This window comes from Halothiobacillus sp. (genome assembly GCF_028710545.1).
In the GTDB taxonomy this organism is placed as follows: domain Bacteria; phylum Pseudomonadota; class Gammaproteobacteria; order Halothiobacillales; family Halothiobacillaceae; genus Halothiobacillus.
The window spans coordinates 16,084-28,575 of sequence record NZ_JAQTTX010000036.1 but is presented as its reverse complement, the minus strand read 5'-3'; the positions used below and the strand labels follow the sequence as shown (position 1 = coordinate 28,575).

At 55.4% G+C, this 12,492-nt stretch carries 11 protein-coding genes; 4 read left to right on the top strand and 7 right to left on the bottom strand.

From position 1 onward, the window contains the following. Positions 1-138 precede the first annotated feature (138 nt). From pstB to pstS, 4 genes are all read right to left on the bottom strand, one after another. The gene (pstB, locus tag PHD44_RS08580) at positions 139-1,026 is read right to left on the bottom strand and encodes a phosphate ABC transporter ATP-binding protein PstB (protein ID WP_300190417.1); all 888 of its coding nucleotides are present in this window, start codon (positions 1,024-1,026) and stop codon (positions 139-141) included. Between the two features lie 30 nt (positions 1,027-1,056). Next, positions 1,057-1,899 carry a phosphate ABC transporter permease PstA gene (gene pstA, locus PHD44_RS08575; protein WP_300190414.1) on the bottom strand — a complete coding sequence of 281 codons (843 nt, stop codon included), beginning with the start codon at positions 1,897-1,899 and terminating at the stop codon, positions 1,057-1,059. A gap of 15 nt (positions 1,900-1,914) precedes the next feature. Then, positions 1,915-2,892: a phosphate ABC transporter permease subunit PstC gene (gene pstC / locus PHD44_RS08570; protein WP_300190411.1), complete on the bottom strand. Its 978-nt coding sequence runs from the start codon at positions 2,890-2,892 to the stop codon at positions 1,915-1,917. Positions 2,893-3,014: 122 nt separating this feature from the next. Continuing rightward, positions 3,015-4,145 carry a phosphate ABC transporter substrate-binding protein PstS gene (gene pstS / locus PHD44_RS08565; RefSeq protein ID WP_300190408.1) on the bottom strand — a complete coding sequence of 377 codons (1,131 nt, stop codon included), beginning with the start codon at positions 4,143-4,145 and terminating at the stop codon, positions 3,015-3,017. Between the two features lie 513 nt (positions 4,146-4,658). On the opposite strand from pstS, the gene PHD44_RS08560 reads away from it, so the two are divergent. Genes PHD44_RS08560 through PHD44_RS08545 form a run of 4 tightly spaced genes read left to right on the top strand, consistent with a single transcriptional unit; the run spans position 4,659 to position 7,431 of the window. After that, entirely contained in the window at positions 4,659-5,582 is a 924-nt protein-coding gene (locus PHD44_RS08560) for a DUF6662 family protein (RefSeq protein ID WP_300190405.1), read from the top strand. Positions 5,583-5,590: 8 nt separating this feature from the next. Continuing rightward, positions 5,591-6,145, top strand: a complete 555-nt coding sequence (locus PHD44_RS08555) for an FMN-binding protein (protein WP_300190402.1) — start codon at positions 5,591-5,593, stop codon at positions 6,143-6,145. After that, entirely contained in the window at positions 6,142-6,981 is an 840-nt protein-coding gene (locus PHD44_RS08550) for an FAD:protein FMN transferase (RefSeq protein ID WP_300190399.1), read from the top strand. The genes PHD44_RS08555 and PHD44_RS08550 overlap by 4 nt, the downstream gene beginning before the upstream one ends. A gap of 3 nt (positions 6,982-6,984) precedes the next feature. After that, positions 6,985-7,431 carry a hypothetical protein gene (locus PHD44_RS08545; protein WP_300190396.1) on the top strand — a complete coding sequence of 149 codons (447 nt, stop codon included), beginning with the start codon at positions 6,985-6,987 and terminating at the stop codon, positions 7,429-7,431. Between the two features lie 40 nt (positions 7,432-7,471). On the opposite strand, the gene PHD44_RS08540 is transcribed toward PHD44_RS08545, so the two are convergent. From PHD44_RS08540 to PHD44_RS08530, 3 genes are all read right to left on the bottom strand, one after another. After that, a complete protein-coding gene (locus PHD44_RS08540) occupies positions 7,472-9,727 on the bottom strand; it encodes a mechanosensitive ion channel domain-containing protein (protein WP_300190393.1) in 2,256 nt (751 codons plus the stop codon). A 192-nt stretch (positions 9,728-9,919) separates the two neighbouring features. Further along, complete coding sequence (gene uvrC, locus PHD44_RS08535; protein ID WP_300190390.1) at positions 9,920-11,827, bottom strand: excinuclease ABC subunit UvrC; 1,908 nt, start codon at positions 11,825-11,827, stop codon at positions 9,920-9,922. Next, positions 11,824-12,462, bottom strand: coding sequence for a response regulator (locus tag PHD44_RS08530; protein WP_300190389.1), 639 nt, complete (start codon positions 12,460-12,462; stop codon positions 11,824-11,826). Before PHD44_RS08530 ends, uvrC begins: the two co-directional genes overlap by 4 nt. Positions 12,463-12,492 lie beyond the last annotated feature (30 nt).

Here is a 12,492-nt window from a genome sequence, read left to right as displayed (position 1 = left end):
CGGCGTAAAAACCGGGCAATGCTGCTTGGAAAGGTCGTCGTTTGTTGTGAAATTTGAGCTGGATTCGGCCACAGGCATGATTCAGTGGCTGAATTCATTGAAAATCTCGGGTTATTCGAGCTGCCCTAAGGAGGAAAATTAACCGAACCGGCCGGTGATGTAATCTTCTGTTTCCTTACGGCCTGGGTTGGTGAAGATGATGTCTGTGTGATCGTATTCGACCAGCTTGCCCAGGTACATGAAGGCGGTGTAATCGGAAACACGCGCTGCTTGCTGCATGTTGTGCGTGACGATGGCAATGGTGAAATCGGATTTCAGTTCATGCACCAGTTCTTCGATTTTAGTGGTGGATATGGGGTCCAGAGCGGATGTGGGTTCATCCAGAAGCAGTACTTCCGGTTTGACCGCAATGCCACGGGCAATGCACAAACGCTGTTGCTGCCCACCCGAAAGTGCCGCACCGGACTGGTTGAGTTTGTCACTCACTTCTCCCCACAAAGCTGCCCGCTGCAACGCCCATTCAACCCGCTCATCCAGCTCCGATTTCGACAGATTCTCATAAAGCCGAACGCCGAAAGCCACGTTATCGTAAATCGACATGGGGAATGGAGTCGGTTTCTGGAAAACCATACCAATCTTGGCGCGCAACATGTTGACATCCACCTTGGAACTCAGGATATCGTTGTTGTCGAGCAGAATCTGGCCTTCTGTACGCTGACCGGGGTACAGGTCGAAAATACGATTAAAGACTCGCAGCAAGGTGGATTTACCGCAGCCGGACGGACCGATGAACGCAGTTACCTGTTTATCGGGAATCTGCATGTTGATGTTGTGCAGAGCCTTGAACTTGCCATAAAAGAATGAAAGATCCCGAATATCAAGCTTGGGCTCATCCACGAGGCGGACACAGTCCTTTTTTTCGAGCAACTGCGTTCGTTCTTCCGTCTGCTTTAACGCATTGGCCATTTTAAAGCTCACAGCGGAATTTTCCGGCTGAGACTGATCGGTCATGGTCTGTGCTGTCATAAATAATCTCTTTGAAAAATTAGACAAATATTATTGCGAACTGGGTTGTTTCAGAGAGTACCGGGCAATGATATTCATGACCAGCACACTGATGGTAATCAGTAGTGCAGCAGCCCAGGCCAGATCTTGCCAATCTTCATAGGGGCTGAGTGCATATTGATAGATGACAACCGGCATGTTCGCCATGGGTTGATTCATATCCAGCGACCAGAACTGGTTATTCAGGCCAGTAAACAGCAAGGGGGCCGTCTCACCCATGATTCGCGCGGTCGCCAGCAACAGGCCAGTGATCATGCCACTCAGGGCCGCTTTATAGACAATATCGATCGTTACCTTATACCGTGGCGCACCCAGGGCGGCTGCCGCCTCTCGCATCTGCACAGGAACCAGTCTGAGCATATCTTCCGTAGTACGCAGCACTACAGGGATGACCAGTATAGACAAGGCCACAGCGCCAGCCCAACCCGAAAAGTGGCCTTGCGGCTTAACGAGAATGGCGTAGACGAACACACCGACCACAATGGAAGGCGCTGATAACAACACATCATTGATAAAGCGTACCGTACTCGAAAAACGACCCTTACCACCAAATTCAGCCAGATACGTACCGGCCATCAAACCAATGGGTGTACCGATGAGCACGGCAAAAAAGGTAATCAACAGGGTGCCGACGATGGCATTGATCAAACCACCCGAAGCGCCGGGCGGTGGCGTCATTTGGGTGAACACGGCCCAATTGATGTGCTGAAAGCCCTTGCCGAAAAGGACAGTCAAAATCCAGGCCAGCATGACCAACCCGAAAGCCGTAACCACAATCGAGGCCGACAGATTGAAGTAATTGATCAGTTTTCGTTTTGTGAATTTGGAAATCATAATATTTCGTTACTCTCAGGTTTCATCACCCTGCTGCGACTTCTCAAGTCGAAGCAGGAACCATTTCGCGAGGGATAGCACCAAGAAGGTGATGACAAACAGCATGAAACCGAGTGCAATCAGTGAGGACATGTGCAAGCCACTGGCTTCGTTGAACTCGTTGGCCATGGTTGAAGCGATGGTTGCGCCGGGATAAAACAGGCCGGTGTTCAACTCGAGTGAGTTGCCCACCACGAACGCGACGGCCATGGTCTCGCCCATGGCACGGCCGAGCCCCAACATGATACCGCCGATCACCCCCGCTTTCGTGTAGGGCAGGATGACTTTCCAAACCACTTCCCAGGTGGTAGAACCCATGGCATAGGCAGATTCCTTCAGTGCCGTAGGCACGACATCAAACATGTCACGCATAATCGAAGCAATAAAGGGGATGATCATGATGGCCAGAACGAAACCAGCCGTGAAGATACTCACACCGATGGGTGGCCCCTGAAAAAACTGACCGATAAAAGGCACCCCACCCAAGTTATCGGTCATGAAGGGTTGAATGGTATTGGCAAACCACGGGGCAAAATAGAATAGCCCCCACATCCCGTAGATAATCGACGGCACCGCAGCCAACAACTCGATGGCAATACCGACGGGTCGCTTGAGCCAACTCGGTGCCATCAAGCTGATGAAGATGGCGATGCCGAAACTCACCGGCACACCGATCAATACTGCGATCAGCGAAGTCACCAGCGTACCGACAATCGGGACCAAGGCACCGAATTTGTCGTTAACGACATCCCACTCAGAGGTATATAAGAAACTGAATCCGAAATGGGCAAAGGTCGGCCATGCCTCTTTGAACAACATAACCATGATCGCCAGCATGACAATCAGAACCATTGCCGCAAAAGCAAAGGCCGTCCCCTTGAACACCTTGTCCCAGATCACACCTGCACTTTGGGTATGCAAATGCACCTTGATGTCTTTTTCAGTTGCTGACATGAAGCCAAACCTGTTGTTGTGATGGTTTACGTTTGTTATCAGATACTGGAATGAAAACAAAGGTAAGCCTTTTGAATCAAAGGGGGTGAGCTGGCGCCCACCCCCTCAAAACAATCTATTGATTATTTGAGTTTAATATTCTCTGACCAAGATGTTTCGATCAGCTTGGCAACATTTGCAGGGATCGGGATGTAGTGCAGTTCTTCAGCTGCCTTCTGGCCATGCTCCATGCTCCACTTGAAGAAATCAAGCACAGCTTTTACGTTGCCCGGGTTTTCAGGGTTGGTATGCACGATCGCAAAGGTTGAACCTGTGATTGGCCAGCTGTCGTCACCCGGCTGATCGGTCAGCACAACACGGAAGGCAGGTGCTGATTTCCAGTCGGCATTCGCGGCAGCTGCGCCGAAGTTTTCCATGGTCGGTGCCACACGCTTGCCCGCACTGTTGATCATATCCATGTAGGGCAGCTTGTTTTGCAGCGCATAGGCATACTCGACATAACCGATCGCACCTTTGATGCGGTCGGTGTACGAAGCAACACCTTCGTTACCTTTACCGCCCAGGTTACCTTTGGACAGCCAGTTGACTGTTTTGCCCTCACCGACTTTCTCTTTCCACTCTGGGCTGACTTTGCTCAGGTAGTTGGTGAAAATGGCCGTGGTGCCGGAGGCATCTGAACGGTGAACAACGGTAATCTGCATGTTCGGCAGTTTCTTGCCGGGATTGAGTTTCTCAAGAGCCGGGTCGTTCCACTTGGTGATTTTACCCATCATGATATCGGCCAACACAGGGCCGGAAATCACAAATTCACCCTGCTTGGAGCCGGGGATATTGGCAACAGGAACGATGCCGCCCATGATCAATGGCCACTGGGTGAGGCCATTTTTTTCCAAATCGGCAACGGTCATGGGGTCATCAGACGCACCGAAATCAACCGTCTTGGCAATGATCTGCTTGATGCCAGCACCTGAACCTACGGACTGGTAGTTCACCTCTACGCCCTTCTCAGTTTTGTACTCAGAAGCCCATTTGGAAATAATTGGGTAGGCGAATGAAGAACCCGCGCCTGTGATCTTGTTCACGCCTTCGGCTTGAGCAGAAAGAGTGAATGAAGCAGTTGCAGCGAGAATCGCACCGGCAATCAGTTTCTTGTTGAATTTCATCAGAAATATCCCCCGAACAGGTTGATTAAAATCATTGAGTCGCGCTCTGAAACACGAGCGAGGTGGATTATGTCTATCCAAAAATGACACTTGATGACAGTTTGATGAAGTTTTTATGACGGTCCGGGACGAAGGATACCCTGACCTTTTCTAAACTGCGCTCGTTACAACATTCTCTGTGCGTCTGCTATCTGTGGAATTTTGACACAAAAATCAGCCTGCCGGTATTTTTGCTCTAGCAGCCTGTCGGACTTTAGGAATCGTAGCGAGAATCAAGCTGGGCGAGGGCAGATTTTGCCGCTTTTGCAGGGTAATAGCGCGGTTTCTATTGCCCCAAAAGCGGTGAAATATGCACCGTTCAGATGGAGTTGAAGCCGATTTCCCTAAAGTCCGACAGGCTCCTAGCAATGGGCACAACTACTTAGCCTGCCCCGCAAACCATGCCGTATCGATAAAACCAGACCCGTTTTCCTGAAAAACCCGATTTGCCATCCCCGCTCAACAAAACCAAAGATCACAACGACGTCGCTTGACACCAATTCAAACTTAATCATAATGCGAACCGTTCTCGTTTGCCTTTGTTAAATGATTGGGGAAATTGATATGAGTTTTGCAGTAAAACGTTCTTCGCTGGCTGGCGTGGTTGCTCTGGGCCTGACGGGTGCTTTCGCACCGCCTTTCATTGATCGAGCCGAGGCGGATGAGAATCTTCTGGGGTACACCATCGGGGCAGAGACGACGCCGAAGGGAGGTAATGAGCTGTATCTGTGGAACACGATTCACTCAGGCAAACGCCAAGGCAGCTATACCGCCGACTATTTCCGGCTGGAGTACGAGCGTGGCCTCACGGACACCCTGTCCGGTTCAATTTATCTCAATGGCTATCGGCATAAATATAGTGGCAGCCCGGTACCCGGAGAAATAGATGGTTCGTTAAGCCAAACAAAATTCAGCGGTTTCTCCGTCGAGCTCAAAAAGAATATCTTGTCGCCCTACAAGGATGATCTTGGTGTGGCCTTATATGGTGAGCTCACCTATGACACGGTCGACAGTATCACCGGTGCAGCCATTCGTGGCTGGGAGCTGGAGACCAAGGTCATTTTCCAAAAACCGTATCTCGATGGTCAGTTTCAGTGGCTGACCAATATCGAATTCGAGGCCGAAACAGCCAAGGATAATGAATCGGGCGCCGTTGAGAGTGCCATCGCGCCGAGACTGCGCTCAGGTATCTCCTATCGTTTTATACCGAACTGGTACATCGGCGCGGAGGGTTGGGTGGATATGGAAATGCTCAATGCCGCAGCCGATCCGGCGGAACCGGGCAGTGGCGGTTGGGAGTTCGATCACTGGGATTTCTTCGCCGGCCCCAGCATTCATTATGGCGGGAAGCGCTGGTGGGCCACCCTTACATGGGCGCATCAGTTTGCCGGTTCCAGTGAGGAATCCGGTGCGCAGAACCGGACCGATTTGCACTTGGCCGATCACGAACGCAACGAACTCCGCCTGAAAGTGGGTTACAACTTCTGAGGTTTACCATGCGCTATGCCCCGTTCATTGCGCTGGCGCCATTCATGGTTCCAGCGGTACAAGCCAATCAATATTTCACGACCGAACAGGCTCAAAAGGCATTGTTCCCCTCGGCAACTCAATTTCTTGCCTCACCGGTCGCGCTTTCGAACGAACAACGATTGCAGATAGAAGAATTGAGCAATGTGCGCCAGCGCTGGAAGGAGCAACCCGTCTGGCGCGCAGAAAAAGATGGCGCATTTCAGGGCTGGTATATCGAGGATCGTGTGATCGGCAAACACGAGTTCATTCGTTATGCCGTCGCGCTCTCGCCGGAAGGCCGTGTATTGGGTATCGAGATCATGGAATACCTCGAAACCTACGGCGATCAAGTGCGGCAGGCCGACTGGCGCGGTCAGTTTCTGGGGCGCACCTCCCAAAGTGGTTTCAAACTCGGCGAGGATATTCGCAACATCAGCGGCGCGACGCTCTCTTGCCGCAACATCACCAATGGGGTCAAGCGCCTGTTGGCGTTGCAGCAGGTGGCACTGACCGCGCCAGATTCGAGCTCGAAGCCAAAATGAGTCCGAGCGGGACACACCCGATTCAGCGTATGCGCCCGGGTCTGGGTACCTTTGTCGAGATTTCGGCCGCGGGCCGACCACCGGATCAGCTCATCGCGGCCATCAATCAGGCGTTCGCCGACATCGCGCGCGTGGAACAGTTGATGAGTTTTCATCGGCCAGAGAGTGATATCGGTCGAATCAACCGCAGTTATGGTGCAATCGAGATTCATCCCTGGACTGCCCGCGTGCTGCGTCTGGCGTTGCGATTGGCACAAACCAGCGCGCATCGGTTCAATCCCACCGTGGGCGGTGAACTGGTTGCGCGCGGGCGACTCCCCGATCCGGCGACACCGTTCATACCAACGGGCCACGCCGACGACATCCGGCTTGAGGGCACGCAGCTGCAACGCCTTCGACCCGTGCTGATCACGCTCGATGGCATTGCCAAGGGCTGGGCCGTTGATCGCGCCATTGCCCGCTTGAGATCCTGTGGCGTATCCGATGCCGTTGTGAATGCCGGCGGCGACTGGCGCTGCTTCGGCACGCCTCGGGTGATTCGACTCGACTCGAATGCCGGTTGCATCGCCTTGGGTGAACTGACGAACGGTGCCTGCGCCACTTCGGCAGCGGGCCGAAACGCACAGGATTTCCCCGCTCAATTGATCGCGGGCAGTGAACCCGTTCGCTACGGGCAATGGACTGTGATCGCCCGATATGCCTGGCTGGCGGATGCGTTGACCAAAGTCGCCGCTGCCACCGCAAACGACGAGGCGCCCGAGGTAATCCGGCGGCTTGGCGGTCAGCTGCTCGAACCGGTCGCCCCGTGCCAACCCATCCTTTTGGACGATATCTGAGATATGCTCGCCAAGTTCAAACAACAAGGTTATCCGGCCCTGTTCGCGCCCCTACTGATGGCTGGCCTGGCCCTGGTTCTGGCAACCGGACTGGCGCTGGTGCCGTTGTTGCTGGTCTTTCAATGGGATTGGTGGGACTTTCCCTGGAAGCCCTCTGGCCTGACCCGAATCGTGCTTACCGCCAGCCATGTATTCAGTGGTTTTCTGGTGCTGGCTTTGATCGGTGCGGTTTGGACGGTGCACGCACGCGCCGGATGGCTAAGGCAAGAGCGTCATATCTCCGGCACCGGATTGCTGCTGACCGTTGGGATACTCACGATCACGGCCCCGCTCCTGCTCTACGTCAGCCATGAAGACAGTCTCACCTGGATTGCCACCGCGCACGCGGCGTTCGGCGGCCTGCTCCCCCTGATCCTGCTGGGTCATGTCCTGCGGAGAAGAAAACGTTGAGCTGGCTTTTGAGGTGACAGGATCGTAATCACGGACGAGATCAGCCTGCCGCCCCCGGCTTGCCGCCCAAATTCTGAACATAGACCGGCGGCGCTTTGCCCGATTTATCTTCACCGAAGTAAATGGTGGTGTGCGGGAAGGGAATTTCAATGCCCGCCGCATCAAAATGCATTTTGACGAGGCGATTATAAGCACGGCCCACGGCCCACTGATCGCCCGGCGTCGTTTTAATCATGACACGGATATTCACGGAACTGGCCCCCAGCTCGGTCACACCCGGAATGTTTATCGGCTCAAGAATTTTGCCACGCATCGCCGGATCCGCCTTCAGTTCCTCAAATGCTGCCTCCAGGTACGTGATCGCCTCATCGATGCTCTCGCGATAAGCAATGCCATATTCCGCTTTGTGATAGGCGTAGCCCCGCATGTAGTTGGAAACCACCTCCACGGCCGAGAACGGCACGATGTGGTAGGTGCCGTTGAGATCACGCAGACCGACCGAGCGGATCGACAACCGCTCGGCCGTTCCGGTAATTCCGCCGACGGTAATCGTATCGCCGGTATTGATGGCGTTTTCGAGCTGGATGAACACGCCGGTGATGACATCCTGCACCAGTTTCTGAGCACCAAAACCGATGGCGAGACCCAAGACACCCGCACCCGCCAGTAACGGGCCGATGTTCACACCCAATTCCGACAGCACCATCATGACAGCCATGGTCAACAAGGCGATGGCTACCACATTGCGGAACAGGGCGAGCAGGGTCTGCATCCGGGCAGATGGCATGTGATCACTCACACCATTGAGCTTGATTTCGATCAGACTGGCCGTCACCAACCATGCGAGCAAGGTACCGAGCAGAATGAAAGCCACATCGAAAACCGTGCTGAGGAACTGTTGACCGGGATTTGTTCCCAACCAGTTGAATATGTTCGTGACATGCCATACCGAAAGTATCAGAGCGATAGCAACCAACAGTATGACCAACCGGATGGCACGAACCAGCCAGGGCAGATAGATATTGAGGCGCCGTTCGAGCAAAGGCACTCTCTTCCGATGGTGTTCCTTGAGTCGAACCTCACCACCGAGCAACTGCACCACAATAGCCGACAGCAGCAGCGCGCCGGCAATGATCAGGAAGGTATAGCCCGTCGCGCGGGCGATGAACGGCAAAGCATCCGTGGGGCGCGTCAACCCGACCAGAAACACCATGCCGATATACAAGGCAGCAAGCAGATGCCAGGTATGAGCCAGCGCGCTCAATAGCCAGGAAATCATTCCATTGGGATGCCTTTCGGCCATCGGCAGCAGGGCATCACGCAGAATGCGGCGCTGACTGAACACCGTGTGCAGGGCGTAAATCAAACCGACTACCGCCAGAGTCCACACCACACTCTGTGCCGCATCAATACCCCAGGTCCGCTCGACTACCGGCACCAGCCACATCAACCCGTACCCCAGAAAGCGGATCAATCCTGAACTGCGGCGCATCCAGAACTTCGCCTGATCTGCCTTGATGGGAAACAGATGCAAACCATCGTAGGAAGGGGTCAGCACCAGCCCGATAACCAACCGGGCAAACTCAAGCGTGACAAATGCATTGAGGAACAGGGTTTGGCGCCACAAGGCGGGTTCACTATCCCCTGCCAGAGTGGCCGAAAGAAAATTCCCCGTGATGAAGATGACCCCCAGACCCAGCAGCCCCAGTGCACCGATCAAGGTCAGAGACAAGCAAAGCCGCAGCAGATGCTGCCGCGCACTCGCCGCAGTCGACCAGCGATCCAATCGCACCAGCACGGGCCGGATCAAACGACCGTACAACAACCACGAACCATAGGCGAAGACGAACAACAGCGCCATGCGCCACACATTTTCACCGACCGCAGACCAATCCCAGGAAGCAGGGTCTATGTGAAGCAAACGGTTAAACTGCACCAGCGCCTTGATTCCCCCGTCGTGGACAGTGTGAAACACACTCAAGGTATCCACGGCCATGCTACTGGCCAGCGTGGCCGTGGCGCTGGTTTTTGGGGTCGTGTTGCCGGAGCCAGCCGTCGGTTGCTCAGATGCCAGACGTTGCAACTCCTTGATCAGAACCGCTCTGGATTTGGGATCTTCCAGCAAGGCCGCAAGGGCCGCGTAATCGGGAGCCGCTTTGACCTGCTGCGCCTTGGATTGCGCACCCGCACCTGTCTCCTGTGCGGGTGCGGCCACGGCCGCCTTCATGAAGCCGATAAGCGCCGCCAGCATCAGGCCCAGCATCACCAATCGTCGTCCTTCAAAAATGAATCGCATGACCTCTCCTGTTTTTCTCTTCGGCGCCATGATCCGCCAGCACATTTGGGCACCTCGAAAAACCGTAACGAGCGACCCGAGGGCAAGGCGGCCGGAGCGCAGCGACCGAGACATATCAAATAGATAGGCGAGTGAGCGAGCACCGCCCAACGCAGCAATCGGGTCGCGCAGTAGGTTTTTCGTGGTGCCCATTTATGTTTCGCTTTCTACTGTGGCACCTTCGTGCAACCAGGCATGAATGCCATCGGCCAAAGACACCGAAATACCCGGCACCTTGGCCAACTCCGCAGCGCTGGCGTTGCGCAAACCGCGCATGCCACCGAAGTGCTTGAGCAGAGCCTGCCGACGCTTTGCACCCACGCCGGGAATCTTTTCCAGATCCGATTGAGTGCGTGCTTTCTGGCGCCGTGCCCGATGGCCGGTAATGGCGAATCGATGCGCTTCATCGCGCACCTGCTGGATCAGGTGCAGCGCCGGATCGTGCGGGTCGAGCCGTGTTTCCTCACCACCCTGCCCGGTCGATGTCTTGGGTCGGATCAGTCGTTCCTCACCCGCGCGGCGTTCAACCCCTTTGGCCACACCGAGAATGTAAACCGAATCGATGCCCAGCTTAGTGAGCACATCCTGTGCCTGCGCCACCTGCCCGGCTCCCCCATCGATCAGCAGAACATCCGGCAGAATCCCACCTTCGCGCTGGGCACGAGCGAACCGGCGCGTCAGCGCCTGATGCATGGCGGCATAGTCGTCGCCGGGCGTAATGCCCTCGATCGAGTAGCGACGATACTGATCTTTCTGCGCGCCTTCCACCCCGAAAACCACACAAGACGCCACGGTTAATTCGCCTTGAGTGTGGGAAATATCAAAACATTCAATGCGTTGAATCTGGCTCAACCCCGTCACAGTGCGCAAGGCGGCGAACCGTGTCTCAAGGCCAATACGGCTGGCCAGGCGCTCTTGGGCGGCCAGACGCGCATTTTCTGCCGTTTGATCCAGCCACTCCCGGGCCTTGCCGCGCTGCGGCGTTGTGAAGCTGACGCGACGCCCGGTTTGCGCACCCACGGCATTGGACAAGCCATCGGACAAAAACGCGACATCCTGCGGCAGGGGGGAACATAAAACGCGCGCGGGTGCCTCGCGTTCGGCGTAATACTGGCTGATGAAACCGGCCATGGTTTCCGCCGGTTCCGTATCCGCCGGGACTTGGGGGAAATAGCTGCGCGTACCAAGGTGGCGGCCATCGCGAATGGTCGATACCGCCACGACCGTCAGGTTCATCAGCGTGATCAGGGCAATCACGTCGGCATCACCATTCACGCCCGTGATCGATTGCTGCTGGGCTACCACTCGAAGCTGGCTGATCTGATCACGCAACTGCGCCGCCTGTTCGAAGTCGAGCGCGGCGGCAGCCTGCTCCATCCGTTCGGCCAGTTGTTCGGTCAGGATCTGGCTGCGCCCGCTCAGGAAGGCCATGGTGTCGTCGACGTCCTGCCGATAGTCCTTCGGGCTGACATAGCCGACACATGGCGCCTTGCACCGTCCGATCTGATATTGCAGGCAAGGCCGACTGCGATTGCGAAACACGCTGTCTTCGCATTGTCGCACCTTGAACACCTTTTCGAGCAGATTCAGTGTTTCGCGCACCGCACTGGGCGCACTGTACGGCCCGAAATAGCGCCCCTGCCGCTTGCGGGCGCCCCGGTGGTAGGCGAGCCGCGGATATTCCTGATCGGTGGAAACGTAAATCCAGGGGTAGCTTTTGTCGTCGCGCAGCAGAATGTTGTATCGGGGGCGATGGGCCTTGATGAGATTGCTTTCCAGCAACAGCGCTTCGGCTTCGGTCTGGGTGGCGGTGATTTCGATCCGGACGATCTGGCGCACCAAAGCCTGCGTCTTGATGGCCTGCTGACCACGAAAGTAACTCGACAGGCGCGCCTTGAGATTCCGTGCCTTGCCGATATAGAGAATCACGTCATCATCACCGTACATCCGGTAGATGCCGGGGCGTTCGGTCACCGATTTGAGAAAACGCGCCGCATCGAAAACCGGCGATACCTCTGCGACAGGCGGGGAAACAGGCTGGGCGGCAGGCTGGTCGATCATTCGTTGATCACGACCCGCCCGGATTTCACGGCCAAGCGCAATAACTCGATGTCGTTGTTGACGCCGAGTTTCTCCTGCAAGCGCACTTTGTAGGTACTGACTGTCTTGGGGCTCACGCACAGCGCATCGGAGATGAACTGATTGGATTTTCCTTCCAGAATCATCATCAGCACCTGCTGTTCCCGTCCCGAAAGGGTTTCGAAAGGGTCTGAGTTTTTGCGCATGGATTGCAAGGCGATTTCCTGCGCGATGCGCGATGAGATGAAACGGATTTTATGACTGGCGTTCTCGATGGCGGTGATCAGCTCCTGCGGCGGCGCGTCTTTCGTCACATAACCATGTACACCAGCCTCCAGAACCGAGCGCGCCAAGGCCGCATCCGCTTCTGCCGTTACCGCAATCAAACCGATCTCGGGATAGCGGGCCTGTATCCGCCGGATGGCTTCCAACCCGCCCATGCCGGGCATGTGTATGTCACAAAGCACCACATCGACAGATTCGGTTTTAAGCAGCGCCAACGCCGCTTCGCCACTATCCGCTTCAGATGTCACACCAATGCCCTGCTCGCTCCCGATCAAATGGGCCAGCGCCTTGCGCACCATGGTGTGATCATCGACGAGCATCACACGAATCATGTTTCCACTCCCGATCGCGCTGCCGATACA